This window comes from Sphingomonas tagetis, from assembly GCF_024211275.1.
GTDB classification, from domain to species: domain Bacteria; phylum Pseudomonadota; class Alphaproteobacteria; order Sphingomonadales; family Sphingomonadaceae; genus Sphingomonas; species Sphingomonas tagetis.
The window spans coordinates 1-25,257 of sequence record NZ_JAMLDX010000017.1 but is presented as its reverse complement, the minus strand read 5'-3'; the positions used below and the strand labels follow the sequence as shown (position 1 = coordinate 25,257).

The following is a 25,257-nucleotide window of genomic DNA, read 5'->3' as shown; positions in this document are numbered from 1 at the left end:
GATGGCGAAGGAACGCGTGTCGGTCGTGCAGGAGCCGGGCCCCAACGAGATGCGCGACCCGATGATGCGCGCCGAGCTGCGCCGTGCGTCGGTGTGGTTCGGGCTGGCGATCGCGGTGGCGCTGGTGGTGCTGCTGATCCAGCCGCTGCTGCTGATCTTCGCGGGACTCGTGGTCGCGTCGATGCTCGACGGCGGGGCGCGGCTGATCCGGCGTTACCTGCCGATGCCGCGCGGCCTCGCGCTGCTGATCGTCGTTTGCCTGGTGATCGCGTTCATCGGCGGGGTGATCTATCTCACCGGCGTCGAGATCGCGGCGCAGGCCGAGCAGTTGCGCGTAACGCTTGAGACGCAGGCGAACCGGCTGTCGGCCTGGCTCACCCAGCTCGGCGTGATGCCGCAGGCCGCCGATCTCAAGGGGCTGGCGCAGCAGGCGCTGGGCAGCGTCGGGCGGGTGACCTCGTTCATCGGCGGCGCGCTCGGTGCGCTGGGCAGCTTCTTCCTGGTGCTGGTGATCGGGCTGTTCGTGGCGATGGAGCCGCGCATCTATGAGCGCGGGCTGCAATGGATGGTCCCGATGGAATCGCGCGGCCAGTTCGCGATCACGCTGACGCGGATGGGACGGACGATGCGAATCCTGCTCGCCGGGCGATTGGCGGGCATGGTGTTCGAGGGCATATTGACCTGGATCCTGCTGTCGATCGCGGGCGTGCCGATGGCGCTGCTGCTCGGCATTCTCACCGGCATCCTCGCCTTCATCCCCAATATCGGCGCGTTCATCTCGGGCGTACTGATGGTCGCGGTCGGCTTCAGCGCCGGGCCGACCGAGGGCTTCTGGGCGATCATGATCTATTTCGGGGTGCAGACCTTCGATGGCTATGTGCTGCTGCCGCTGGTGGCGAAGCACACGGTCGACATGCCGCCGGCGCTGACCGTGTCGTCGCAGATTCTGGCGAGCACCTTGTTCGGCTTTCTGGGCCTCGCGCTGGCCGATCCGATCGTGGCGATGATCAAGGTCGCGCTCGAGCGCAAGTCGGAGCAGGCGGTCGAGGCGGGGATGGGGCCGGACCCGCAGGACGATCCGCAGCCGGTGCGGCCCGCGCGGCCCGCGCGAGCGAAGCCCGCATGATCCTCTACGACTATTTCCGCTCGTCGGCGGCGTATCGCGTGCGCATCGCGCTCAACCTCAAGGGCGTGGCGTATGAACGCGTCGAGGTGCATCTGCTCGAAGGCGCGCAGCGTTCGGAGGCGCATCTCGCGCGCAACCCGCAGGGACTGGTCCCGGCGCTCGATATCGGTGGCGGTACCGTCCTGACGCAGAGTCTGGCGATCATCGAATGGCTCGATTCGGCCTGGCCCGAGCCGCGGCTGATCCCCGCCGATCCGCTGGCCCGAGCAGCGGCGATGGCGCAGGCGCTGGCGATCGCCGCCGACATCCATCCGCTCAACAATCTGCGGGTGCTCAAGCGGCTCAAGCAGTTGGGCGTCGAGGAATCCGAACGCGACGACTGGTACCGGCACTGGATCGCCGAAGGGTTCGCGGCGCTCGAGGCGATGGCGGGCGACGGTCGCTTCCTCGGCGGCGACACGCCCGGGATCGCCGACGTGCTGCTGGTGCCGCAAATGTACAATGCGCGCCGGTTCGAATTGCCGCTCGACGCCTATCCAAAGCTGGTCGCCGCGGATGCCGCGGCGTGCGCGCTGGAGGTGTTCGCGGCGGCAAGTCCCGAGCGGAGCAAGCCCGAATGAGGGCCGTTGCGGCCCTGCTGATCCTTACCGTCCCCGCCGCCGCCCAGGAGATCGTGGTGACCGGGCAGGGGCTCGACGCGCCGCCGGGCGAGGCGGCCTACGCCGTGACCGAGATCGGCCGCGAGCGGCTGACGGGCACCGCCAGCGGACGGTTCGAGGACGTGCTGCGCGACGCGGCGGGGGCGGCGCAGTTTCGCCGCGCCGATTCGCGATCGGCGCATCCCACGGCGCAGGGGATCACTTTGCGCGGGCTGGGCGGCAACGCGTCGAGCCGCGCGCTGCTGCTGCTCGACGGCGTGCCGCAGGCCGACCCGTTCGGCGGCTGGGTGGCGTTCCCGGCCTATCTGCCCGAGCGCCTTGCCGGCGTGCGCGTGACGCGCGGCGGGGGCAGCGGCTATCACGGCGCGGGTGCGCTGGCCGGGACGGTCGAGCTGACCAGCGCCGGGCCGGAATTGCTCGGGCCGCTGGCGCTGACCGGGTTCTACGGCAGCCGCGGCTCGATCGATCTGGTCGGGACGAGCGGGCTGCGGCTCGGCGCAGGCGCGCTGACGGTGGCCGGGCAGTATGCGCGCGGCGACGGCTTCGTGCCGATCGTCGCGGAGGATCGTGGACCGGCGGATCGCGCCGCGCCTTATGAGCAGGCGTCGCTCGCGGTGCGCGCGGTGGTGCCGGTGGCCGCGGGCGTCGAGCTGCAGTCGAGTGTGACGGGGTTCACCGATGCGCGCGAGCGCGGGACGGCGTTCACCGACGTGCGCAGCCGTGGCGCCGACGCCAGCGTGCGGCTGGTCGGGCGCGGGCGCTGGGACTGGTCGGCGCTGGCCTATCTGCAACATCGCGATTTTTCGAGCGGGTTCGCCAGCGTGAACGCGGTGCGCACGGCGGCGAGCGCGACGCTCGACCAGCATGTCCCGGCGACCGGCGCGGGTGCGCGGCTGGAGGTGGCGCCGCCGCTGGGCGAGGGCATGACGCTGCGGCTCGGCGGCGATCTGCGCCACACCGCCGGGCGCACGCGCGAGCTGTTCAGCTATGTCGCGGGCAGCCCGACGCGGCGGCGTATCGCGGGCGGCGAGACGCGGACCGGCGGCCTGTTCGCCGATCTGAGCGTGGCGCGCGGGCCGCTGACGCTGAGCGCGGGCGGACGCGTCGATCGCTGGGGCATCGATGAAGGGTCGCTGTTCGAAGTCCCGCTGGCGGGCGGGGCGCCGCTCACCAATGCGCGCTTCGCCGACCGCAGCGGCTGGGAAACGAGCGGCCGTGCCGGGCTGGCGGTCAAGCTGGCGCCGGCGCTGTCGCTGCGCGCGGCGGCGTATAGCGGCTGGCGGCTGCCGACGCTCAACGAACTCTATCGGCCGTTTCGCGCCGGCGCGGATGCGACCGCCGCCAACCCGCTGCTCGATCCCGAACGGCTGCGCGGCGTCGAGGCGGGCATCGACCTTGCGCCCGGCGCGGGCCTGAGCCTGCGCGGCACCGTCTATTGGAATCGTATCGGCGGAGCGATCGGCAACGTCACGCTGGGCACCGGGCCGGGCACCTTTCCCGGCGTCGGCTTCGTCGCGGCGGGCGGCGCGTATCGCCAGCGCCTCAATCTCGATGCGGTGGTGGCGCGGGGCGCCGAGCTCGACCTGCGCTGGCGCGCGGGGGCGTGGGTGGCGAGCGCATCCTGGGCGTTCACCGATGCGCGAGTCGAGGCATCGGGCGCGGCGGCGGCGCTCGACGGGCTGCGGCCTGCGCAGACCCCGCGGCATCAGGGCTCGGCGACGCTGGGCTGGGGGCAGGACGGCCTGATGCTGTCGCTGACCGGGCGCTATGCCGGGCCGCAGTTCGAGGACGATCAGAATGCACGGCGGCTGGCCGAGGCGTTCACGCTCGACGCGCGCGCCGCGGTGCCGGTGACGACGTCGCTGGCCGTCGAGCTGCGTGGCGAGAATCTGGGCGATGCGCGAGTCGAGACGGCGATCAGCGGCGGCGATATCGTGGAGCGCGCCGCGCCGCGCACCCTGTGGCTTGGCGTGCGCTACCGGATGCGCTGAGCGGCCAGGCGGTCGAACAGGTCGAGATAAGCCGCCACCGGCTCCAGTCCGGCCGCGACGCGCGGTTGGGGACGCTTGCGGCCGGGGGCGAGCCAGTGGTTGAGCGCGCCGACCAGCCGCGCGCGGTCGCCGGGCGGGACGATCGTGCCGCGCGTGGGCGAATCGAGCAGCTCGTGGATCGCGACGCTCGATTCGGTGGCGACGGCGGGGGTGCCGAGCTCGACCGCCTCGCGCAGCACGCCGGGCACGCCCTCGAATTCGGAGGTCAGCGCGACCACCGCAGCGCGCGCGATCGCGGGCAGCGGGTCGGGCGCATGGCCGGGCAGCAGCACGCGGCCGGTGAGGCCCGATCGCTCGATCAGCCGCTCGAGCGCCGGACGTTCTTCGCCTTCGCCGAGCAGCAGCAGCTTGACGTCGGGGTCGTGCAGCCGCGGGATCGCCTCGATCAGCCGGTCCCAGCGCTTTTGCGGGACCAGCCGCCCGACGCCGAGCACGAAGCGGCCCTCGGGCATCGGCGGCGGCGGCGCGCCCGGGATCGGCAGCGCGGGCGGGTTGGGAATCACATGGACCCGGCCGGGGGGCAGCCCCATCGCGCCCATCGCCTCGCCGGCCATCGCCGGGGTCATCGCCACCACCGTGTCGAGGAAGCGCGGGTGCAGCCGCAGCCAGATGCGGTAGGCGAGACCGAGGCCGCGCGGCAGATCGGGCCGGACCAGCGTGTTCGAGACCTTGCCGACGATCGGCGGTCCTGCCTTGCCGAGCTGCCACCACAGCCAGACGGCGGCGGCGGTATAGTGATTGCCGGGACAGAAGACGATGTCGGGCGCCAGTTCGCGCACGATCCCGGGCAGCCGGTGAAAGGCGCGATAGCGGGCGTCGTGCAGCTCACGCAGCTCGACGCCGGGCGGCAGCTCGTGCGCCAGCGCGCCGCTCGCATCACCGACCACCAGCGTCACGCGGCGTCCGGCTTGTGCCCAGCCCGCCGCCATCCGCAACATCGCGCGTTCGACGCCACCACCGTTAAGCGTTTGAGCAAAACTCAGAATATGGGCGGCGTGAGGCAAATCGTTCCGGTATCGTTGCGACATGGGGTTGCAGCTTGCCATGCTAAAGCCCAAATCGCCCCGCGAAGAAACCGCATTCTGTTGCGATGCGGCGGGGCGTTGAAGTGAATGCCGCCTGCCGCGCGTTGTCTGCGGTCGGGGATGTTCCCGGAAGAGGGCGTCGTATTGGCCTATGTCGAACTACCGGGAGCGCAGGCTTCGATGAACACGTCAGTCGCCGATCCGGTCGCGCCGCTCCCCGGTGCCGGCGAGCTCGCCGGGCTCGAGCCGATCGAGACGATCAAGCGCCGCTGGCCGGCGTTGCTCGGCGCCGTGCTGTCGCTGCTGATGATCGTCGGCCTCGGCGTCGAACTGTTCGACAAGGGGCTGACCGGGCTGACCCAGACCGCGCCGGGCAGTTGGATCTTCTACCTGTTCTTCGCGGCGATGTATTTCCTGCCGCCGACCATGGACTATGTCATTTTCCGGCGGCTGTGGCGGATTCCGCCGACCGGCATGGTCGCGCTGCACCGCAAGCGGATCGCGAACGACGTCGTGCTTGGCTATTCGGGTGAGGCCTATTTCTATGCCTGGGCGCGCCAGCGCACCAAGATGGTGGCGGCGCCGTTCGGCGCGGTGAAGGACGTGACGATCCTGTCGGCAATGGCCGGCAATGCCGTCACGCTGCTGACGCTCGCCATCGCATTGCCGACCGCGGCCGAGCTGCTGACCCCGGCGCAGTTCAAGGCCGGGCTGATCTCGGCGGGCGTGATGGTGGTGATGTCGCTGCCGTTCCTCGTCTTCTCGCGCCGGGTCTTCTCGCTGATACGCAGCGACTTGTGGTGGATCTTCGGCGCGCATTGCGTGCGTCTGGTCGGCGGGTCGCTGTTCGTCGCGCTCGCCTGGCATTTCGCGCTGCCGGGCGTGTCGCTCGGCATGTGGATGATGCTCGCCGCCGCGCGCCTGCTGGTCTCGCGCCTGCCGTTCGTGCCGGCCAAGGACGTGCTGTTCGCCAATGTCGCGATCCTGCTGATCGGCCAGGGACTGGCGGTGTCCGACCTGATGGCGTTCATCGCCGCACTCACGCTGCTGGCGCATGTCGTGCTGATCGCGGGCTTCGCGCTGGCGAGCCTGGTCAGGAAGGACCTGTGACGCGCTTTGCGCCGTCCGGGTCACGCGAGTAGAAGCACGCGCATGCGGATCGTCGACGTCAACGAATATTATTCGCCGACCGGCGGCGGCGTGCGGACCTATCTCGACCGCAAGATGCGGATCATGGCCGAACTGGGTCACGAGCTGATCGTGATCGCGCCGTTCGATGAGGACCGGATCGAGGACCGCCCCGATGGGGGGCGAATCTATTGGGTCAAGTCGCCGCCGCTGATCCTCGACCGCAATTACTGGCTGTTCCGCGACATGACGCCGGTGGTCCAGCTGCTCGACGATCTCGCGCCCGATGTGGTCGAGATCAGCTCGCCCTGGCGCCCGCCCTGGGTGATCGGGCGCTGGCAGAGCGACGCGCTCAAGGTGTTCTTCGCGCACAACGACAATATCGGCGCCTATGGCTATCGCTTGTTCGACGGGCTGGCGAGCGTGCCGCGGATCGAGGCGATGTTCGCTTGGTATTCGCGCTACTTCAACCGCTTCCTGACCATGTTCGACGCGTTCGTGACCAACGGCCCGGCGCTGGCGAAACGCTATGCCCGGCGCGGCACGCGAGTCGATGCGGCGATGCCGCTGGGGATCGACCGCGGCCATTTCTCGCCCGATTTGCGCGACGAGAAATTGCGCGCGTCGATGCTGGCGCAACTCGACCTGCCGCCCGACGGGCATTTGCTGATCGGACTCGGCCGGCACAATTGGGAGAAGCGCTGGCCGACCGTGATCGAGGCGGTGGAGCGCGCCGGCGCCGACCTGCCGGTCGGGCTGATGCTGCTCGGCGACGGCATGCAGCGCAAGCAGCTCGAGCGGCAGATCGCGGGCAACCAGCATATCCGGCTGTTCCGCCCGGTCTATGACCGCGAGCGCTTCTGCCGCATCCTCGCCAGCGCCGACGCCTTCATCCACGGGTCGGACCAGGAGCCGTTCGGGCTGGTCGCGTCGGAAGCGCTGGCGTCGGGGCTGCCGCTGATCGTGCCCGATGACGGCGGCTGCGCCGAGGTCGCCGATCCGCTGTTCGCCGAGACCTATCGCGGCGGCGATCCGCGCGATTGCGCCGATGCGATCCGGCGGCTGTTCGCGCGCGACCAGCCGATCCTGCGCGCGGCGGCGCGGCATGCGGCGGGGCAGGTGCTGTCCGACCGCGACCATGCGGTCGCGCTGATCGAGCTCTATTCGCGGCTGATCGCCGAACGCGACGCCGGGCGGATGCGCCAGAGCGCATAGCGGTCCTTGCCCACCGGCAGCGTCGTTTCGAGGCGATAGCCGCGCGCCAGCCCGGCGGTCATTCGCGCCCGGGCCTCGGGCAGCTCGCCGCGATAGGGCTTGCGCATCACTACCCATTCGGGACGGCGCGCGAGGATGCGGTCGAGCTCGGCGAGCTGATCGACGCCGACCGCGCCGCGCTCGCGGTCGCGGTTGAGGTGGCTGGGGAAGATCCAGCGCGTGACGGCGCAGCGGCCAGTCATCGGATAGAGCATCGTCGTGCCCGAATAGACATGGAGGCAGCCGGGGCCGCGCCCGATCGCGCGCGCGACGGCGGCGATCTCGGCGGGCGTGCCGCGCTCGTAGCGCTTGACGATCAGCGTGGCCGTCCCGCCGGCGAAGGCGAGCAGCATCAGGCCGATCGCGAAGCGGCGATATTGGCCGAGGAAGCCGGCGGCGCACGCCGCGAGCGGGGGAATCAACGGCAAGGCGTAGTGATTGAACCAGGAGCCGAACACGATCACGCCCGCCAATGCGACGGCAGCCCAGATGAACAGGAACTCGGCCATCGCACGCTGTGCGCGCGCGCCGCTCAGCTGGCGGCGCGACAGCCACGCCATCGCGACCAGCGGCGAGGTGATCAGCGTCAGCACCACGAAATTGCTGAGCTGGTGCAACCAGGGATCGGTCTGGCGGCCGAGAATCGACCAGAAATTGGCGTAGAGCCAGGCCTCGCTCTGCCCCATCGCGGCATAGGCCGCCCAGGCGGCCGCGGTGGGTGCGAGCGCGATTCCCGCCAGCGGCACCGCGATCAGCGCGATGCGCAGCAGCGGCGTGCCCAGCCGCCATTCGCGCCACAACAGCCACAGCCCGAAGAACAATCCTTCGAACACCGCCGAATATTTGATCTGCAGCGTGAAGCCGACCAGCGCCATCGCCGCCATGCCTTCGGCAAAGCGCCGCGCGGGGGAAGGTTCGGCGCCGGCGCGCGGGGCGATGATCGACGCGGTGGCGATCATCAGCAGATTGTAGAAGATCGGCGCCTGCCCGCCCTGACCGTCGATCAGATTGGGCCACAACACGACAGCGAGCCCCGCCGCGAGCGCGCCGCGCCGCCAGCCGGCCCGCTCGGCGAGCCGCATCGCCAGCAGCGCCGTGCCGAACAGGCACGCGAAGGCGAGCGCCTGATAGGCCCAGATCCCCGCCGGATAGCCCAGCGCGGCGGCGGGCGCATAAAGCAGGAACAGGCCGATCGGCTTGCGGTCCCAGACATCGATAAACGGCACCGCGCCCTCGGCCATCATGCGTGCGGCGGTGAAATAGAACTCCTCGTCGACATGGAGGATCGGATTGCCGAAGCTGATCGCCCGCGCGGCGAGCGCGACGAGGAGCAGGATCAGCCAGCGGGGAATTGAAGCGAGCGTCACTTTATCCCGTCACCCCGGCCTTTGCGCCGGGGGCCACCGGGCGGCAAGCGATGCCCTCGACCCCGGCGTACAGGACAGGCGGCACCGTGGACCCCGGCACAAGGCCGGGGTGACGCGTAAACGGGCGGGCAATATTTCTCACACCTTGTCGGGGTACACCGGGCGGATGTCGACCGGGATCGCGCCCATCGACGCGATCACGCTTTTGGCGTTGTCGTCGAGCACGGCCCATTTCGCCATGAACGCCTTGACCCCGGCATAGTCGCCATTGTGCTGGAGCACGATCATCTCGCGCAGCAAGTCGCGCAGCGCGACTTCGAACTTGGCGTCGTCGATGCGGTAGCGGCCGGCCTTGGCATCCCAGGCGAACGCGCCCCTGGCTTTCATATAGCCATATTGCATCGCTGCGCCCTGGCCGTGCGCCTCCTCGATCCCGAAGCGCATCGCGCGGAAGGTGCCGGCGAGATAGGTGGCGAAGAGCTGCGACTTCTCGGCGGCGGGCAGTTCGCCCTTCTGCATCATGAACAGGATGTTCCATGCGCCCATGACGTCGGCCTTGGCCTCTTCGAGCCCCGAGGCCTGATCCTTGAGCACCTCGCTCACCGTGGTCTTCTTGCCGCCAAGGGTGATCGTCCCCGGCCCGAGGCTGTGCGACAGCTCGTGGAACAGCGTTTCGAGCTGCATGTACTTCTTGGCGACCAGCTTCGCCTGATCGGGCACCAGCACCAGCGGCGCCATCGGGCTGAGGATGCGGTCGTACTTTGCGCCGAGCACATTGGAGAGGATCACCTTCTTCGCGCCCTTGGCTTCGCGCACGCGCTCGTCATTGGGCAGGTTGAAGGCGATCGTCTGCACGCCGGGGACATTGTCGCCGCCGCCGCGGATCTGCTCGGCGACCGCGATCGGCGATTCGAAGCCGCGCTGGAAGTTCTTGAGCTTCTCGTCGATCGGCAAGTTGGCTTCCATGTCGCGCAGATAGCGCTTGTACTTGTCGAGCGCGGCGGACTCTTCGGGGTCCTTGAGCGTCACGAAGCTCTCGAAGGCGGTCTTCTGGCCGTGGAGCCGGTCGGTATAGACTTCATAGGGGCCGATCGCGACTTCGATCGGGGTGTCCTTCAAGTCCATCCATGCCAGCTCCGACTCGAAATAATCGTCGGTCAGGAACGCCTTGGCGCGCAGGCTCAGGAACTTCCTGAGGCTGGGGTTGGCGGTGATCGCCGCGGCCTGTTCGAGCAGTTTGGCGGCCTGCGTCAGCTCGGTCTTGTAGGCGACCGAATAGGGGATCGCCTTGAGCTTCGCGCCGTCGCGCACGACGACGGTATAGGGGCTGGTGAGCGCGGTCTTCTCGCCGGGATTCTTCGCGAGATAGTCGTCGAACGCCTCGCGCGTCAGGTCGGCCGGGTAGAAGCCCGCGCCCTCCGGCATCGTGCCCTCGCCCCAGAAGGCGCGCTTGTCGGCAAGCTCGTCCCACGGGCCGAAATAGCGGTCGTACATTTCGAGCTTGAGCGCATCGCCGTCCTTCGCGATCGCCGCGCGCGTCGCCTGCCAGTTGGCGTCGCGCTGCTTGCGGTAGATCGCCGACATCACGTCCGACGCCTGGATCAGCAGATTGACGACCTGCCGCTCCTCGGCTGTCAGGAAGCTCACATCGGGCTTCATGTCGATCACCGCGAGCTTGGTCTTCTGCGCGGCGAGGTCGTAGCCCTCGGCGGCAGCGGCGGTGTCGTTGCCCGCGCTCGGCGCCTGATTGCAGGCGGCGCCGGCAAGAATCATGGGGGCGAGAAGCAGGGCGGCCAGGACGGATTTGCGCATATCACTCTCCAGATCGATTGCGCCGAAACCTAAAGCCAGTGGTTACGGCTGTCACCAAGTGCTTCAGCCTTCCAGGCTCTTGCTCACCTGCTCGGTCATGTCCTTGCTGAGGCCCGGCGTGGCGAGGATGCGTTCGAGCTCGGCGCGCATCTTCGCGGCGCGCGCGGCATCGAAGCGCTTCCAGCGGCCGAGCGGCGGGACGAGCTTGGCAGCGGTCTGCGGATTGAGCTTGTCGAGCGCGATCAGCTGGTCGGCGACGAAGCGGTAGCCGCGCCCGTCGCCCGAATGGAAGGCGCGCTGGTTGACCGCGAACGCGCCGACCAGCGCGCGCGCGCGGTTGGGGTTGGCGAGCGTGAAGTCGCGGTGCAGCGCGAGCGCCTCGACCGCCTCCGCCGTGTCCTCGCGCGTCGCCAGCGCCTGAGTCTGGAACCATTTGTCGAGCACGAGCGCGTTGTCGGCATAGCGGTTGTAGAAGATGTCGAGTGCGGCGATGCGCTTGTCGGACGCGCTGTTGACGAGCGAGGTCAGTCCGCCCTGCCGGTCGGTCATGTTGTCGGCGCCCTCGAACTGCGCGAAGGCGAGGTCGGCGCCGTCGGGCGCGCCGCTGGCGTTGATATAGCCGAGCGACACCGTCCGCAGCCGCCGCGCGCCCTTGCCCGCGGGCGAATATTCGAAGCGGTTGACCTTGGCCGCGTCATAGGCGGCGCGCCATTGCTGTTCGAGCGCCTTGCCGAGATCGCGGCGCAGCGCCTCGCGCTTCTGGAAGATCGCCTCGGGATCGACCACCGGGAGCTGGTCGCCGATGAAGCTGTCCGAGGGCAGCAGCACCGCCTCCGCGACGAACGCCTTGTCCAGCGCGGGGTCGGCGAGCGTGTTGGCGACAGCCTCGATCACCGGACCGTGATCGGCGCGGCCTTGCGTGACCGCGGCGACGAGCGTGTCGAGCATCAGCTGCTGCATCGCCTCGTAGCGTGCGAAGGGATCGTCGTCATGCGCCGAGAGGAAGGCAAGGTCGGCGGCGCTGCGGTTGGTATCGACGATCACCGGCGCGGAGAAGCCGCGGTTGATCGACAGCACCGGGCGTTCGGTGACGCCCTCGAAACTCAGTTGCGCGTCGCCGTCGGACAGCAGGACGAGCTGCTCCTCGCCGACCGGCGTTGCGGTCTGCGACCCGAACAGCTTGATCCGCAGCGGCAGCACCATCGGCGCCTTGTCGGGCTGGCCGGGGGTTGGCGGGACCGACTGGCGCAGCTTGAGATGCGCGCGCCCGTCGCCGGCCTCATGCTCGAGCGTGGCGGTGACGCGCGGGGTGCCGGCCTGCGAATACCAGCGGCGGAATTGCGTCAGATCGGTGCCGCCGGCTTCCTCCATGCACGCGACGAAATCCTCGCAGGTCGCGGCGGTGCCGTCGAAGCGCTGGAAATAGAGGTCGGTCGCGGCGCGGAACTTCTGCGGGCCGAGGATCGTCGCCATCATGCGGATGACCTCAGCGCCCTTGTTGTAGATCGTCGCGGTGTAGAAGTTCGAAATCTCGACATATTCGTCGGGGCGGACGGGGTGGGCGAGCGGGCCTGAATCTTCGGGGAATTGCGCGGCGCGAAGCCCGCGGACATCCTCGATTCGCTTGACCGCTTCGCTGCCCTGATCGGCAGAAAAGCCCTGGTCGCGATAGACGGTGAAGCCTTCCTTGAGGCTCAGCTGGAACCAGTCGCGGCAGGTGACGCGGTTGCCCGACCAGTTGTGGAAATATTCATGTGCGACCACCGCTGCGACCGCGTCGTAATCATAATCGGTGGCGGTGTCCGGGTCGGCGAGGATGTAGCGGCTGTTGAAGATGTTCAGCCCTTTGTTCTCCATCGCACCGAAGTTGAAATCGTCGACCGCGACGATGTTGAAGACGTCGAGATCATATTCGCGGCCATAGACCTTCTCGTCCCACGCCATGCTGAGCTTGAGCGCGTGGAGCGCGTGATCGGTCTTGGGCAGGTCGGCGGTGCGCACCCAGATGCCGAGTTTCACCGCGCGGCCGGACAGGGTGGTGAAGGTCGCGGTGTTGGCGGCGAGATCGCCGGCGACGAGCGCGAAGAGATAGCAAGGCTTGGGGAACGGGTCGTGCCACTCGGCCCAGTGCTTGCCGTCCGCGGCGTCGCCTTGCGCGACCGGATCGCCATTGGCGAGCAGCACCGGGAAGCGCGCCTTGTCGGCGGTCATCTTCACCCGGTATTTGCTGAGCACATCGGGCCGGTCGGGGAAGAAGGTGATGCGGCGGAAGCCCTCCGCCTCGCATTGCGTGCAGAGGTTTCCGCCCGAGGCATAGAGACCCATCAGCTGGGTGTTGCGCTCGGGTGCGATCTCGACCTCGGTCTCGATGATATGGTCGTCGCCCGGGAGCGCGACGACCAGCGCGGGGCCGTCCATCTCGTAAACGGCATCGGTGCCGTCGGCCTTGACCGACAGCGGGGTCAGGCCGTCGCCATCGAGGCGGAGCGGACGGTCGTGATTGCCGTTGCGCGTGACGGAGAGCGTCGCGCGGACGCGGGTCGCTGCAGGGTCGAGCTCGAAATCGAGCGTGATCTCCGGCACCAGCCAGTCGGGCTCGCGATAGTCTTCGCGGCGGGTGACATGCGGCGTGGCGGCAAGAGCGTCGATCATAGCTTGGCCTATGTCAGGTGCCCGGCGGGGGCACCACGGAAATTTCATTGCGGTGTATCGTTGGAGTGCTACGCCTCAACGCATCCTGAATCCAAACACCGGAAGCCCTGCGAATGTTTCGTCCCGTTCTGACGCTTGCCCTGCTCAGCCTGTCGACCGCGCTGCCGGCGCAAGAGGCGGCCAAGCCTGTCCCCGCGCTGACCGCGGAGGACAACGCGCTCATCAATGCGCCGTTGCCCGCCGATCAGGCGGCGATGAAGGCGCATGTCATGTTCCTTTCCGCCGATGCGATGCGCGGGCGCGAGGCGGGCAGCGCCGAATATGAGATCGCCGCACAATATGTCGCGGCGCAATTCTATGCCGCGGGGCTGAAGCCGGCGGGGATCGACGGATCGTATCTGCAGCCGGTGCCGCTGTTGAGTTCGCGCCCGGCCGACAAGGGCACGCTCGCGCTGACGCGCGGCGGCGCGGCGCCGGTCAATCTGGTGTTCGGCGAGGATTATCTGCCCGCGCCCGATCCCGAAAGGCCAGTGACGGCGATCGACGCGCCGGTGGTGTTCGCTGGCTATGGCATCGTCGCGCCGCAATATAAGCGCGACGACTATAAGGGGGTGGACGTCAAGGGGAAGATCGTCGCGATCTTCAGCGGCGCACCGGGCGGCTTCGACGGCGAGGAGCGCGCGCATTTCGGCAATAACGGCAACAAGGCGGCGATCGCGGCGAAGAAGGGCGCGGCGGCGGTGATCATGCTCGAGTCGCCGGTCTCGGCCAAGGTGCGGCCGTTCGCGCGGCTGGCCGACAGCTGGGACGAATGGCGCATGACCTGGGCCGATGCGCAGGGCCGCGGGCATCTGCCGTCCGCGGGTACGCCGGTCGTGGCGACAGTCAGCCTCAAGGGCGCGGGCCGGCTGTTCGCGGGCGACAAGGGCTGGGCCGGCGCGCTTAAGGCCGCCGAGGCGGGCAAGCCGGTGATCGCGCCCTTCGCGAGCGGCGCGCTGCTCGCGGTGGCGCTCAAGACCGAGCGCAAGACCGTGACCAGCTCGAACGTCGCCGGGATGATCCCGGGCAGCGACCCCAAGCTCAAGGACGAGGTGGTGGTGCTCACCGCGCATCTCGACCATGTCGGCGTGGGCAAGGCCGACGCGAAGGGCGACACGATCTATAACGGCGCGATGGACAATGCGATGGGCATCGCCTCGCTGATCGAGGAGGCCAAGCGCTTCCAGGCGTCGGGCAAGCCGCCGCGGCGTTCGGTGATGTTCCTGGCGGTGACGGCGGAAGAGAAGGGGCTGATCGGCGCCGATTATTTCGCGCACAATCCCACGGTGCCGAAGGCGAACCTCGTCGCCAACGTCAATCTCGACATGCCGGTGATCACCTACAAGTTCGAGGACATGATCGCGTTCGGCGCGGCGCGCTCGACCTTGGGCGAGACGGTGGCGCGGGCGACCGCGGCGGTCGGCGTGGGCGTCGGCAAGGACCCGATGCCCGAACAGGGCTTCTTCGTGCGCTCCGACCATTACCGCTTCGTGCAGCAGGGCATCCCCTCGGTGTTCCTCTGGCCGGGGCTGGCGGGTGCCGGCGGCGAGGCGTTTAATCGCTTCCTTGCCGAGCGCTATCACCGTCCGTCGGACGAGATCACCAATCCCGAGATCAAATGGGATCAGGGCGTGCGCTTCATCGACGCCAATTATGCGATCGCGCGCGAGATTGCCGACGCCGATGCGCGGCCGGCGTGGAAGAAGGGCGACTTTTTCGGCCTGCTCTATGGGGGCTATGGCGCGAAATAATGCGGCTGTTCGTCTTCGGCCTCGGCTATGCTGCCTCGCACCTCGCGGCGCGGCTGGACGGCGCGCGCATCGTGGGGACCGGGCAAGCGGGCGACATCGCGTTCGATGACGCCGAGCGGGTGCGGTTCGAGCTTGGCCATGCGACGCATATCCTGTCCTCGGTGCCGCCGGACGCGGGCGATCCGGTGCTGGCGGCCTATGGCGATGCGATCGCCCGGTCGGGGGCGTGGCTGGGCTATCTCTCCTCAACCGGCGTCTATGGCGACACCGGCGGGGCGTGGGTCGATGAAAGCGCGCCGGTCGGGTCCGGGCGGCGCGGCGCGCGGGCGGGGGCCGATGCCGACTGGCTGGCGCTGGGCGCGCGCGTGTTCCGGCTGCCGGGGATTTACGGCCCGGGACGCTCGCCGCTCGACCGGATTCGCGCGGGCGAGGCGCGGCGGATCGACGTGCCGGGGCAGGTTTTCAGCCGCGTGCATGTCGAGGATATCGCGCGCGGCGTGATCGCCGGGTTCGACGCACCCGCGGGGGCGTACAACCTCGCCGACGACGAACCGGCGCCGCAGAGCGAGGTGGTGGCGTTCGGATGCCGGTTGCTGGGGCTGCCGGTGCCGCCGCTGGTGCCGCTGGCGGAGGCCAATTTGTCGGCGGCGGCGTTGGCCTTTTATTCGGAGAACCGGCGCGTCGCGAACGGCAAGGCCAGGCGCGTCCTCGGCTGGCGGCCGCTGTATCGCGACTACCGGTTGGGCCTGCGCGCGCTCAATGCGATGACCAGCCCGATTCCGGTAAGCAGCGCGCCCGCCGCGGCGAGCAGCGACCAGCGATAGCCTTCGAACAGCGTCGAGATCAGCATCGCGATGACCGGGATGATCACCCCCGAATAGGCTGCCTTGGCCGGGCCGATGATGCGGATCACCCCGAAATAAAGCGGAAAGGCCAGCGTCGAGCCGATCAGGCCGAGATAGAGGATGCCGAGGACATAAGTGGGGCGGGGGTCGAACGCCGGCGGCCCCACGGTAGCGAAGGCGAACAGGCCGTCGATGATCGCGCCGAGCAGCATCGCCCAGCCGATCATCGTCGCCATCGGATAGGTCCCCGCCGTTTTCGTCGCCTGCATGATGTTGGCGAAGGATGCCGCCAGCACGCCGCATGCGGCCAGCCCGATGCCGGTCAGCACCTCGCCGCTGGCGCTCGGGTCGCGGCGCAGCTCATGGACAAACAGCAAGGTGACGCCGGCGACCGCGATGGCGGAACCGGCCAGCAATTGCCCGCCCATGCGCTGGTGCAGGAAAATGCGGGCGAGCAGCGCATTTGGGATCAGCAGCAGCGCGAACATCACCGCGACCAGGCCGGAGGTGATATGTGCCTCGGCGCGGTAGACGAAGTTGAAGTTGATCACGAACTGGAGCAGCCCGAGCAAGGCGGCAAAACCCAGTCCGGCGGCGTCGAGCCGTAGCGGTTCGCGCTTGAAGGCCGCCCAGCCGAGCATCGCGACACCGGCGACGAGAAAGCGGTAGGTGACCGACCAGGCCGGCGGCACCGTCCCCAGCTGATCGGCGATCACGATCCAGGTCGAGGACCAGATCAAGGTCACGACCGCGAAGGGAAGCAGGACGGTGAGCCGGGTCGAATTGGGCCGAGTTTCGCTCACAGCCCGGCGATCGCGTCGGCGAGCGGACGGATCGCAGCTTCGTCCTGATCCCAGGAAACCATCAGCCGCGCCTCGCCCGGACCCCAGTCGTAGAAGTCGAAGCCTTGCGCGCGGAGTCTGGCGGCCTCGTCGGCGGTAACGCGCAGGAACACGCCATTGGACTGGACCGGATGGACCAGCCGATTTCCTGCCGCCTGCGCCAGCAGCGCGGCGCCGGCATTGGCGGCGCGGGCGTTGCGCAGCCACAGATCGCCGTCGAGCATCGCGAGCAGCTGTGCGGCGAGGAAGCGGCCCTTGGACTGGAGATGACCGGCGCGCTTGCGGCGGATGCGCGTGGCGGCGGCGAGGTCGGGGTCGAAGAACACCAGCGCCTCGGCGCCCATCCCGCCATTCTTGATGAAGCCGAACGACAATGCGGTGACGCCCGCGCGCCAGGTCAGCTCGGCGGGTGCGCAATCGAGATGCGCGACCGCGTTGGCGAAGCGCGCGCCGTCCATGTGCAGGCGCAGGCCGCGGGTCCGTGCGAGATCGCCGATCGCGGCGACTTCGGCAGGCGTATAGACCAGGCCATATTCGGTGGCGTTGGTGATCGAGATCGCGTGCGGCTGGACCCAATGGACGCCGGACTTGATCGGATCGATGACCGCGCGGATCGCTTGCGGCGTCAGCTTCGCGCCTGGCCCTTCGGCGAGCAGCAGCTTGGCGCCGTGCGTGAAGAATTCGGGCGCGCCAGCCTCGTCGGCCTGGATATGCGCCTCGCGGTGGCAGACCACGCCGCCATAAGGCAGGCACAGCGCGGTGAGCGCGAGGCAATTGGCGGCAGTGCCGGTGGGCACCCACAGGACCGCGACGTCGGTTTCGAACAGGTCGGAAAAGCGCGCGTCGAGCTGAGCGCTCCACTGGTCGCCATCATAGGCCGCGTCCTGGACGTTCGCCCGGCCCAGCGCCGCGATCACCTCGGGACAAGCGGGGGCGGCGTTGTCGGAGAAGAAGCGCATGCCCGCCCCATGCGCCCGGTGCCAGGGGGAATCAACCGCTTCGCCCTTTTCGCAAGCCGCTTAGGGTCAAAACTCAACCGCGCAGCGGCGGGCCGAATTTGGCGCGAGGACTTCGTTGCTCGTCGATCACGATGCGCCGCATCGCTCCCTCCTCACGCCTCGCCTCACACCAAATTCGGCTCCGTCTCGACCTCGTTCTAATTGAGGTTTGACCCTGCCATTGACGCCTAACCGTTGACGATGGTGCCGCCGTTCGGGTGCAGCACCTGCCCCGACATATAGCTCGAATCCTCGCAGGCGAGGAACAGGAAGCTCGGCGCGACTTCATTGGGCTGTCCGGGCCGGCCCATCGGCGTGTTCTCGCCGAAGGTCTCAAGCTTTTCGGGCGACGCGCCGCCGCACGGGTTGAGCGGGGTCCAGATCGGGCCGGGCGCGACGGCGTTCACGCGAATGCCCTTTTCGACCAGATTCTCCGACAGCGAGCGGGTGAAGGCGGTGATCGCACCCTTGGTGCTGGAATAGTCGAGCAGATCCTTCGAGCCCTGATACATGGTGACCGAAGTGCAGTTGATGATCGCCGAGCCTTTGCCGAGATGCGGGAGCGCGGCCTGCACCAGATAGAACATCCCGAAGATGTTGGTCTGGAAGGTGCGCTGAAGCTGCTCCTCGGTGATGTCGCGGATATCCTTGTCGGGATGCTGCTCGCCGGCATTGTTCACGAGGATGTCGAGCCGGCCGAGTTCGGCGATCACGCGCTCGACCGCGCGGGCGCACATCTTTTTCGAGCCAATGTCCGCCTTGATCGTGATCGCGCGTCGCCCCTCGGCCTCAACGATCGCCTTGGTGTCGGCGGCGTCCTTGTCCTCGAGCAGATACAGGATCGCGACATCGGCGCCCTCGCGCGCATAGAGCGCGGCGACGGCGCGGCCGATGCCGCTGTCGGCGCCGGTGATCAGCGCGACCTTGCCAGTCAGGCGCCCCGAGCCGGGATAGCGCGGCTGCCATTGCGGCGCCGGATCGAGCTTGTGCTCGTCGCCGGGCAGCGCGTCCTCATGGATCATTTCGGCGGTTTCGGTCATGGCGCGGCGCTCCAGCTGGGTGCCGGGAAAAACCGCAGGCGCGACAAGGGGTTCCGGATACTTAACTTTCGCGGATCGTTGCACCTTCGAACCGATGACCCAGAACGCCGCCTCCACTGACTACCCCGACGGCATCGACCCGCGCCATGCCGAAGGCCGGGGTGCGAACTGGAACTGGCTGTCGCTGGCCGTGCTGGGCGCGGTGATGCTCGCGGCGCTGCTGGGTGCGTTCGGCGGGGGCAAGACGCGGCCGCTGACCGTGGCGGCGGCGGAGGCGCAGCTGGACGTTGCGACGCCGCGGGTGATCCGCAACGGCGAGTTTTTCGAGACGCGTGTGCGGATCGAGGCGCGCCGGCCGATCGCCAAGGCGGTGCTGGTGGTGCCCGAATCGCTGTGGCGCGACATGACCATCAACTCGATGATCCCGGCGCCGTCGGAAGAGAAGGCCGAAAAGGGCGAATTCCGCTTCGACTATGGTGCGATGAAAACCGGCGACGTGCTCGACATCAAGATCGACGGCCAGATCAACCCGCCGCTGTTCGCCGGGACCCAGGGCGGCGTCGCGCTGTATGACGGCGAGCGGCGGATCGCCGCGATCGCGTTCGACATCAAGGTGCTGCCATGAGGGGTCTGGCCTGATGGACATCGTCTTTCGCGCCACCATCATGTTCGCGATCCTGTTCGGGCTGTTGCGGCTGCTCGGCAAGCGCGAGCTAAGCCAGATGACGCCGTTCGAGCTCGTGATGCTGGTGGTGCTGGGCGATCTGATCCAGCAGGGCGTGACGCACAATGATTTCAGCCTGACCGGGGCGACGCTGGCGATCGCCACCTTCGGCTTCTGGGCGGTGGTGCTGGGCTGGGTGGTCTATCGCTGGCCGCGCGCGCAGAAATGGATCGAAGGCGAGCCGCGCGTGCTGATCCGTCAGGGCGAATGGATCGAGGCGAACATGCGGCGCGACCGGTTGACGCGGCGCGAGATCGAATCCGAGATGCGGCTGGCGGGAATCGGAACCGTCGGTGAGGTCGCCTGGGCGATTCTGGAGCCCGAGGGCCGGATCAGCTTCATCCGCATCGATTCCGACAAGGATGAGGGCAGGGCCGACGATATCAGGGCGTCCTGAGCCCGCCCTTGCAGGGTTCAGGCGATGAGGCCCGAACCCTGCATGGCAGTGGCGGTGATCAGCAGCGCGGTCAGGCCGAACGATGCGACGGCGATGCGGAGCTGCTGGCCGATGAGCCGCCGCCCGGTTGCCGGCCCGGTCATGCGACCGAACCGAAGCTGCCCGAATTGACGATCAGGACGGCGGTGAAGGCGGCGGCGCCGACGAGCGAGACGGCGTAGCGGGCGAAGTTTTCGAAACGAAGTGCCATTGTCTTATTCCCATTTGACGTTGTGCCGGAACATCCGACCGATGTTCCCAACGTCAGCAGGGACCGTGCCAACTGCGATAAGCTATTGATTTTGCGCGAATTGGAATTTTATTGCCGGCGATGGTGGGAAATTCCGCCGCAGAAAGTAGCAAAAATTACCAATTACTAGCCGGCAAGCACGCGGTTCCTGCCGTCATCCTTGGCACGGTACAGCAGCACGTCGGCGCGGTGGAAATTGGTGCCGAATTTCTGCTCCGGATCGACGTGTGTGAGACCGGCGGAGAAGGTGATCTCACCGAGCGGCGCATCGGACTCACGCAGCCGGTAACGTTTCGCGGCAACGCTGGCGCGGGCATGGTCGAGCGTGGCGCACGCCGCCGCAATGTCGACCCCGGTGAACAGGATCGCGAACTCCTCGCCGCCATAGCGCGCGACGAGCTGGCCGGGGCAGCTCTGCGTGAGCGCCTCGGCGATGGTCTTGAGCACCCGGTCGCCGACGACATGGCCGAAGCGGTCGTTGACATGCTTGAAGTGATCGATGTCGCACACTGCGATGCACAGCTGGCCGCCGGCGGCGACCTGCGCGGCGAAGGCTTCCTCGAACGCGCGGCGGTTGGGCAGATCGGTCAGCGGATCGCGGCGGGCATTGTCGCGCGCTTCCTCGAGTTTGCTGCGCAGCTCGCTCGCCTCGCGCGTAGCGGATTCGAGCCGCGCCTCGGCGCTGTGCACGCGCTCGACCATCGTCGCGGTGATGCGCGACACTTCCTCGATCAGCGGGCCGTCGAGCGCTTCGCTCGACCGGCGGATCGCATCGGCGCTGGCGGCAAGGTCGCGGCCAAAGCCTTCGGTCTCGGCGCGGATCGCCTGGACCATGTCGGCAAAGCCTTCGACCTGAAGCTGAGTCCGCGCGACGAGGCCTTCGGCCTTTTCGCGCACGCTGCGCGCACTCACCGGCGCCTCGTGCCCCAGCGATTCGATGTCGCGCTTGGTCAGCCTCACGCCGCCGTCGGTCAGCGCCGCCACCGCCTTCGCCAGCGGACCGTGCGGATCGTGCAGCAGCGCCCAGGCAAAGGCGAAGTTAGCCGGATCGGGCTCCAGCCGCTGGTCAAACAGAAATGCGCCGATGCGTTCGTACAGCTGCCGGGCGGGATCGTCCCCATTCCCGGCGGCTCGAACCGCCCTCGCCACGCCCATAGAACCCCGTCCCCACGCTCATCCGGGCATCATAACTCGCCCGATACGCTTTCGATGGGCTGGAGTAGCGTTCGAACTGCTAAAATCCAGTGAAACGGGTGCGCAACGGGTCCAATTGCCTACCCATTTCGACAGCGTTCCGATCCAAACGTCTGGCGTGTCAGCGCTTTTTATTTTTATACTCGCGCACCGCGGCCAGCGTATTTTTGACGTGATTGGCCGGACTCATCTCCGCATGCGCGTAAAGGACCTTGCCGTCGGGCGCGATGACATAGCTGGTGCGGCTGGTCTTGCCGGTGCTGGCGCCGTTGCGGATCAGATCGACATCATACCCCTTGATCACGTCTGGCGTCGCCTGCGCGACTGCGAACTTGCTCGCGCAATCCTTGGTCGAAAAGTCCTTGAGCTTGTCGATCGGGTCGGCCGCCATGCCGATCACCGTGGCACCGGCCTTTTTGAAGTCGGGCGTGGCGGCGGCGAAGGCCTGTGCCTCGGCGCTGCAGCCGGGGGTGAACGACATCGGGTAGAAATAGAGGACGAGCGGGCCCTTTTTGAGCTGCTTCTTGAGGTTGAGCGTGAACTCCTTGCCGGCGAGCGCGCCCCTGGTGGTGAAATCGGGTGCGGCGGTGCCCGGCGCGAGCTGGGCGGCGGCGGGCAGGGCGGCGGTGAGCGTGAGGCTGGCGAGGACGAGCGTGAGGCGCATGGGGGACTCTCCTGAGGTTGCCCCGGTTATGCGCCTTCACCGCGTGAGCGCAATCCCGATCCGGGCATGGCTGTCGCGGCGGCGATAGTCGTCGAGCGCCTCGCCATAGCCGGTAAAGGCCTGGCCGAAGAGATAGAAGCCGATCCCGCCGCCGATGCTGCCGAGCGGGTAGGAGGCGAACAGTTCGGCAGCGCCGCGCCCGGTCTCCGGATTGCCGCGCGCGGTGATGCTGAGCTTCAGACTGTCGGGCTTGACGTGCGTGAGGCCGAGCGCGGCATTGCCCCAATAGCGGTCGAGATCGGGCGCGATCCCCTGCTTGTCGACATAGAGCCACGCCTGCGGGGTCACCTCGGCGCGCCAGCCATCGCCCAGATCGAACGCCTTGGTTAAGCGCGCGAAGATGCGGTTGGCGTCGATCGACGTCGCCGGGCCTTCGCCGTTCGAATCATGCCGCCAGCCGATGCCGAGCGTCGCGGTCGAGTCGATCGGCACATCGGCGAAGACTTCGGGCGAGTAGGTGGTGTGGGTGAACGGGCCGGAGGGCAGGTCGAGCCGCCAGAACATCGTCTGGGTGTAGGCGAATTTGAGGCGGCTGAGCGCGCCGTCGCCGCCGAACGGCTGGAAGGCGAAGCTGACCTGGAGCTTGGCGCCGGCATCAGCCAGGCCGAACGCGCCGTAGATCGGCTCGTGCGGGGCGAAGCGGTCGAGAAAGCCGGCGGTGCTGCCGCGCGAGGCGAGCGTTTCGGTCTCGGCGCTGGCGGCGGCGGGCGGCGGCGGCGGATCACCGGCATAGGCGCTGCCGACGGTGGAGGCGGATTTGGCCGGCTTGCCTGGTGCGGGCGGCGGCCCCGGACGCATGGCATAGGCGGTCGGTACGTAGCGCACCTTGACGAAGCCGCCCGGCGGTACGGCCGCCGCCGGGGCGGGCAGGCGTTCGAGGACCAGGCGCGTGCCGTCGGCGGCGGTGACCTCGATCTGGCGCGGCCCTTCGGCGGGGAACGGCGCGGCGCCTTCGTTGATCAGGATCACCTCGACGCCGCGCAGCGCCTCGCGTTCGTTGGCGGGCTGGGCGGGGATGGCGCGCACCTGTGCGGCGGCGGGCGCGGCGATCAGCAAGAGAGGGAAGATGGCCCGCATTGCGCGCTTCGATGCCAGCGTCGTGCGACAAATGCGAGTCGCTATCTGTGTTCGGCGCCGGCCCGCTCCCCCACCCGGCCACCCATCAAGATACACTGAAGTGGGTGGCCGGGTGGGGGAGCGGGCCGGCACCGCCCTATCAGGTCGCGAGCCTTTTCAGCGCCTCGATCGTGTCGGCCTCGTTGGCCGGCTTGTCGGTGCGGATGCGGGAAATGCGCGGGAAGCGCATTGCGAGGCCGGATTTGTGGCGTTTCGATTCGTGGATCGAGTCGAACGCCACTTCGAGCACGAGCGTCTTCTCCACCTCGCGCACCGGGCCGAAGCGGGCGAGCGTGTGATTACGCACGAAGCGGTCGAGCCATTTGAGCTCCTCGTCGGTGAAGCCGAAATAGGCCTTGCCGACGGGCAGCAGTTCGCCGCCTTCGGTCCAGGCGCCGAAGGTATAGTCCGAATAGAAGGACGATCGCTTGCCGCTGCCGCGCTGGGCGTACATCAGCACGCAATCGGCGGTGAGCGGGTCGCGCTTCCATTTGTACCACAGCCCGACGCGGCGGCCGGTGACGTAAGGCGAATCGCGGCGCTTGAGCATCACGCCCTCGATCGCGGCGTCGCGCGCGCCGGCGCGGATTTCCTCGAGCGCGGCAAAGTCCGCGGCGTCGATCAGCGATGAGACGTCGAAACGCTCCGGGTCGAGCCGCGTGGCGAAGGTTTCGAGGCGGGCGCGGCGCTGGGTCCAGGGCTGCTCGCGCAGATCCTCGGACCCGTCGAACAAGATGTCATAGAGGCGGACGAAGGCGGGATAGTCGGCGAGCATCTTGCCCGAGACCAGCTTGCGACCGAGCCGCTGCTGGAGCGCGTTGAAGCTTGCCGCCCCTCCTGATTCAATAGCGCCGCCCTGCGCCTCGCCCTTCACCAGCAATTCGCCGTCGAGCACGCCGGAGGTGGCGAAGGCGGCGGCGACCTCGGGGAAGCTGTGCGTGATGTCGTCGCCGGCGCGGCTGTAGAGCCGGGTCTGCCCTGCGACATGCACCATCTGCACGCGGATGCCGTCCCATTTCCACTCGGCGGCATAGTCGGCGAGGTCGACCTGCGTCTCTTCCAGCGGATGTGCGAGCATGAATGGGCGGAACACCGGCACGTCGGCGGCGCTCGGCTGCGGGCCGCGGCCCTCGGCCCAGGCGAACAGCGGCGCATAGGGGGCTTTGAGGCCGTGCCACACTTCCTCGACCGCATCGACCGGGATGCCGAACGCTTCTGCGAGCGCGGTCTTGGCGAGGCGGGCGGAGACGCCGACGCGCAGCGCGCCGGTGGCGAGCTTGAGCAAAGCATAGCGCTCATCGGCTTCGAGCCGGTCGAGCATGGCGGCCAGCACGGCCGGGGCTTCGGAACGCGAGAGCGTCATCAGCCGGTCGATGGCGGAGGCGACGGTGAGCGGTTCGGCTTGCGGCGGCGGGGTCAGCGCCTCGGGCCAGATCAGCGCGACCGTCTCCGCCGTGTCGCCGACGAAGTCGCGGCTGAGGCGAAACAGCACCGGATCGACCCGCTCGTCGACCATCGCACGGATGATCGCGGGCTTGACCCCGGGCAGGTCGAGCTCGCCGGTCAGCGCCGCCATCGCCCAGCCGCGGTCGGGATCGGGCGCGGATCTAAGATAGTCGCCAATGAGGCGCAGCTTGGCATTGCGCGAGCGGGTGTAGATCAGCCGGTCGAGAAGGTCGGCAAAGGCGCGCATGATTGCGGAACATGGCGGGGACGCAACGGTTCCGCTAGGCCGCGCCGATGTGGAAACGCCTTTTCGCCATCCTGCTGCTGCTCGCGCTCGGCGTGCTGCTGGTCGGTTATCGCAATGCCACCGCCGATCCGGTGGTGCGTCGCGCGCGCGTCGCGATGGCAAGCTGGCCCGCGGGCGCGCCGCCGTTGCGGATCGCCTTGCTGAGCGACATTCACGTCGCCGGACCGGATATGCCGCCGGCGCGGCTCGAACGGATTGTTGCGCAGGTCAACGCGCTTAAGCCCGACCTGGTATTGATCGCGGGCGATCTGGTGAGTGACAAGCGGGTGGCGAGCCATCGCTATCCGGTTGACGAGGCAGTGGCACCGTTGCGTAATCTGACGCCCCGGCTGGGCGTGGTCGCGGTGCTAGGTGTTTGATCCCACGGTTTGATGGTGCGACCCTTTCGTTGGAATGGAAGGAAGCATTATGGGCCAGGTTCGTCACGGGAGCGCCACGACCACGCACGCCGTCCGAGCAGCAATACAGCGA

At 68.2% G+C, this 25,257-nt stretch carries 22 protein-coding genes; 10 read left to right on the top strand and 12 right to left on the bottom strand.

Translation table 11 applies throughout. The annotated features are described in order from the left end of the window. Position 1: 1 nt before the first annotated feature. Genes M9978_RS17980 through M9978_RS17970 form a run of 3 tightly spaced genes read left to right on the top strand, consistent with a single transcriptional unit; the run spans position 2 to position 3,776 of the window. The gene (locus M9978_RS17980; RefSeq protein WP_254295635.1) at positions 2-1,126 is read left to right on the top strand and encodes an AI-2E family transporter; all 1,125 of its coding nucleotides are present in this window, start codon (positions 2-4) and stop codon (positions 1,124-1,126) included. Beyond that, entirely contained in the window at positions 1,123-1,746 is a 624-nt protein-coding gene (gene maiA, locus M9978_RS17975; protein ID WP_254295633.1) for a maleylacetoacetate isomerase, read from the top strand. Before M9978_RS17980 ends, maiA begins: the two co-directional genes overlap by 4 nt. Further along, entirely contained in the window at positions 1,743-3,776 is a 2,034-nt protein-coding gene (locus tag M9978_RS17970; RefSeq protein WP_254295631.1) for a TonB-dependent receptor, read from the top strand. The genes maiA and M9978_RS17970 overlap by 4 nt, the downstream gene beginning before the upstream one ends. On the opposite strand, the gene M9978_RS17965 is transcribed toward M9978_RS17970, so the two are convergent. Then, complete coding sequence (locus tag M9978_RS17965; RefSeq protein ID WP_302054095.1) at positions 3,761-4,864, bottom strand: glycosyltransferase; 1,104 nt, start codon at positions 4,862-4,864, stop codon at positions 3,761-3,763. The two genes, M9978_RS17970 and M9978_RS17965, sit on opposite strands and share 16 nt — an antisense overlap. Positions 4,865-5,041: 177 nt before the next feature. Between M9978_RS17965 and M9978_RS17960 the strand changes: the two genes are divergently transcribed. Both M9978_RS17960 and M9978_RS17955 read left to right on the top strand, forming a co-directional pair. Continuing rightward, the gene (locus M9978_RS17960) at positions 5,042-5,971 is read left to right on the top strand and encodes a hypothetical protein (RefSeq protein ID WP_254295627.1); all 930 of its coding nucleotides are present in this window, start codon (positions 5,042-5,044) and stop codon (positions 5,969-5,971) included. Positions 5,972-6,013: 42 nt separating this feature from the next. Then, positions 6,014-7,204: a glycosyltransferase gene (locus tag M9978_RS17955; protein ID WP_254295625.1), complete on the top strand. Its 1,191-nt coding sequence runs from the start codon at positions 6,014-6,016 to the stop codon at positions 7,202-7,204. On the opposite strand, the gene M9978_RS17950 is transcribed toward M9978_RS17955, so the two are convergent. The 3 genes from M9978_RS17950 to pepN form a co-directional block, all read right to left on the bottom strand. Continuing rightward, positions 7,150-8,610, bottom strand: coding sequence for a hypothetical protein (locus tag M9978_RS17950; protein WP_254295623.1), 1,461 nt, complete (start codon positions 8,608-8,610; stop codon positions 7,150-7,152). The two genes, M9978_RS17955 and M9978_RS17950, sit on opposite strands and share 55 nt — an antisense overlap. 138 nt (positions 8,611-8,748) lie before the next feature. Continuing rightward, complete coding sequence (locus M9978_RS17945; RefSeq protein WP_254295621.1) at positions 8,749-10,422, bottom strand: DUF8614 domain-containing protein; 1,674 nt, start codon at positions 10,420-10,422, stop codon at positions 8,749-8,751. Positions 10,423-10,485: 63 nt separating this feature from the next. Further along, entirely contained in the window at positions 10,486-13,074 is a 2,589-nt protein-coding gene (gene pepN / locus M9978_RS17940) for an aminopeptidase N (RefSeq protein WP_254295619.1), read from the bottom strand. Between the two features lie 113 nt (positions 13,075-13,187). Here pepN and M9978_RS17935 point away from each other — a divergent pair, with 113 nt between their 5' ends. Continuing rightward, on the top strand, positions 13,188-14,864 hold the full coding sequence (locus M9978_RS17935) for a M28 family metallopeptidase (protein WP_254295617.1): 1,677 nt from the start codon (positions 13,188-13,190) through the stop codon (positions 14,862-14,864). Further along, entirely contained in the window at positions 14,864-15,688 is an 825-nt protein-coding gene (locus tag M9978_RS17930; RefSeq protein ID WP_254295615.1) for a Rossmann-fold NAD(P)-binding domain-containing protein, read from the top strand. The genes M9978_RS17935 and M9978_RS17930 overlap by 1 nt, the downstream gene beginning before the upstream one ends. On the opposite strand, the gene M9978_RS17925 is transcribed toward M9978_RS17930, so the two are convergent. The 3 genes from M9978_RS17925 to M9978_RS17915 form a co-directional block, all read right to left on the bottom strand. Further along, the gene (locus tag M9978_RS17925; RefSeq protein ID WP_254295613.1) at positions 15,598-16,512 is read right to left on the bottom strand and encodes a DMT family transporter; all 915 of its coding nucleotides are present in this window, start codon (positions 16,510-16,512) and stop codon (positions 15,598-15,600) included. The genes M9978_RS17930 and M9978_RS17925 overlap by 91 nt on opposite strands. Next, entirely contained in the window at positions 16,509-17,510 is a 1,002-nt protein-coding gene (locus tag M9978_RS17920; RefSeq protein WP_254295611.1) for a threonine aldolase family protein, read from the bottom strand. The genes M9978_RS17925 and M9978_RS17920 overlap by 4 nt, the downstream gene beginning before the upstream one ends. A gap of 227 nt (positions 17,511-17,737) precedes the next feature. Further along, complete coding sequence (locus M9978_RS17915; protein WP_254295609.1) at positions 17,738-18,589, bottom strand: SDR family oxidoreductase; 852 nt, start codon at positions 18,587-18,589, stop codon at positions 17,738-17,740. A 94-nt stretch (positions 18,590-18,683) separates the two neighbouring features. Here M9978_RS17915 and M9978_RS17910 point away from each other — a divergent pair, with 94 nt between their 5' ends. Both M9978_RS17910 and M9978_RS17905 read left to right on the top strand, forming a co-directional pair. Further along, complete coding sequence (locus M9978_RS17910; RefSeq protein ID WP_254295608.1) at positions 18,684-19,214, top strand: hypothetical protein; 531 nt, start codon at positions 18,684-18,686, stop codon at positions 19,212-19,214. A 13-nt stretch (positions 19,215-19,227) separates the two neighbouring features. Continuing rightward, the gene (locus M9978_RS17905) at positions 19,228-19,710 is read left to right on the top strand and encodes a DUF421 domain-containing protein (protein ID WP_254295607.1); all 483 of its coding nucleotides are present in this window, start codon (positions 19,228-19,230) and stop codon (positions 19,708-19,710) included. 17 nt (positions 19,711-19,727) lie between these two features. Here the strand turns inward: M9978_RS17905 and M9978_RS23200 are convergent, their stop codons facing one another. The 5 genes from M9978_RS23200 to M9978_RS17885 form a co-directional block, all read right to left on the bottom strand. Further along, complete coding sequence (locus M9978_RS23200) at positions 19,728-19,853, bottom strand: hypothetical protein (RefSeq protein WP_302054089.1); 126 nt, start codon at positions 19,851-19,853, stop codon at positions 19,728-19,730. 272 nt (positions 19,854-20,125) lie between these two features. Continuing rightward, positions 20,126-21,154: a GGDEF domain-containing protein gene (locus M9978_RS17900; RefSeq protein WP_254295606.1), complete on the bottom strand. Its 1,029-nt coding sequence runs from the start codon at positions 21,152-21,154 to the stop codon at positions 20,126-20,128. A gap of 160 nt (positions 21,155-21,314) precedes the next feature. Beyond that, positions 21,315-21,857, bottom strand: coding sequence for a peroxiredoxin (locus M9978_RS17895; RefSeq protein WP_254295605.1), 543 nt, complete (start codon positions 21,855-21,857; stop codon positions 21,315-21,317). A 36-nt stretch (positions 21,858-21,893) separates the two neighbouring features. Continuing rightward, positions 21,894-22,994, bottom strand: a complete 1,101-nt coding sequence (locus tag M9978_RS17890) for a phospholipase A (RefSeq protein WP_254295604.1) — start codon at positions 22,992-22,994, stop codon at positions 21,894-21,896. A 139-nt stretch (positions 22,995-23,133) separates the two neighbouring features. Beyond that, entirely contained in the window at positions 23,134-24,726 is a 1,593-nt protein-coding gene (locus M9978_RS17885; RefSeq protein WP_254295603.1) for a cisplatin damage response ATP-dependent DNA ligase, read from the bottom strand. Positions 24,727-24,773: 47 nt separating this feature from the next. On the opposite strand from M9978_RS17885, the gene M9978_RS17880 reads away from it, so the two are divergent. Further along, entirely contained in the window at positions 24,774-25,145 is a 372-nt protein-coding gene (locus M9978_RS17880) for a metallophosphoesterase (protein WP_254295602.1), read from the top strand. The last annotated feature ends 112 nt before the right edge of the window (positions 25,146-25,257 follow it).

Bases quoted from the DNA above. Each gene is read 5' to 3' on its own strand.
- M9978_RS17980 (WP_254295635.1), top strand. From the start codon at position 2: ATGGCGAAGGAACGCGTGTCGGTCGTGCAGGAGCCGGGCCCCAACGAG.
- maiA (WP_254295633.1), top strand. From the start codon at position 1,123: ATGATCCTCTACGACTATTTCCGCTCGTCGGCGGCGTATCGCGTGCGC.
- M9978_RS17970 (WP_254295631.1), top strand. From the start codon at position 1,743: ATGAGGGCCGTTGCGGCCCTGCTGATCCTTACCGTCCCCGCCGCCGCC.
- M9978_RS17965 (WP_302054095.1), bottom strand. From the start codon at position 4,864: ATGTCGCAACGATACCGGAACGATTTGCCTCACGCCGCCCATATTCTG.
- M9978_RS17960 (WP_254295627.1), top strand. From the start codon at position 5,042: ATGAACACGTCAGTCGCCGATCCGGTCGCGCCGCTCCCCGGTGCCGGC.
- M9978_RS17955 (WP_254295625.1), top strand. From the start codon at position 6,014: ATGCGGATCGTCGACGTCAACGAATATTATTCGCCGACCGGCGGCGGC.
- M9978_RS17945 (WP_254295621.1), bottom strand. From the start codon at position 10,422: ATGCGCAAATCCGTCCTGGCCGCCCTGCTTCTCGCCCCCATGATTCTT.
- pepN (WP_254295619.1), bottom strand. From the start codon at position 13,074: ATGATCGACGCTCTTGCCGCCACGCCGCATGTCACCCGCCGCGAAGAC.
- M9978_RS17935 (WP_254295617.1), top strand. From the start codon at position 13,188: ATGTTTCGTCCCGTTCTGACGCTTGCCCTGCTCAGCCTGTCGACCGCG.
- M9978_RS17930 (WP_254295615.1), top strand. From the start codon at position 14,864: ATGCGGCTGTTCGTCTTCGGCCTCGGCTATGCTGCCTCGCACCTCGCG.
- M9978_RS17920 (WP_254295611.1), bottom strand. From the start codon at position 17,510: ATGCGCTTCTTCTCCGACAACGCCGCCCCCGCTTGTCCCGAGGTGATC.
- M9978_RS17915 (WP_254295609.1), bottom strand. From the start codon at position 18,589: ATGACCGAAACCGCCGAAATGATCCATGAGGACGCGCTGCCCGGCGAC.
- M9978_RS17910 (WP_254295608.1), top strand. From the start codon at position 18,684: ATGACCCAGAACGCCGCCTCCACTGACTACCCCGACGGCATCGACCCG.
- M9978_RS17905 (WP_254295607.1), top strand. From the start codon at position 19,228: ATGGACATCGTCTTTCGCGCCACCATCATGTTCGCGATCCTGTTCGGG.
- M9978_RS23200 (WP_302054089.1), bottom strand. From the start codon at position 19,853: ATGACCGGGCCGGCAACCGGGCGGCGGCTCATCGGCCAGCAGCTCCGC.
- M9978_RS17900 (WP_254295606.1), bottom strand. From the start codon at position 21,154: ATGGGCGTGGCGAGGGCGGTTCGAGCCGCCGGGAATGGGGACGATCCC.
- M9978_RS17895 (WP_254295605.1), bottom strand. From the start codon at position 21,857: ATGCGCCTCACGCTCGTCCTCGCCAGCCTCACGCTCACCGCCGCCCTG.
- M9978_RS17890 (WP_254295604.1), bottom strand. From the start codon at position 22,994: ATGCGGGCCATCTTCCCTCTCTTGCTGATCGCCGCGCCCGCCGCCGCA.
- M9978_RS17885 (WP_254295603.1), bottom strand. From the start codon at position 24,726: ATGCGCGCCTTTGCCGACCTTCTCGACCGGCTGATCTACACCCGCTCG.
- M9978_RS17880 (WP_254295602.1), top strand. From the start codon at position 24,774: ATGTGGAAACGCCTTTTCGCCATCCTGCTGCTGCTCGCGCTCGGCGTG.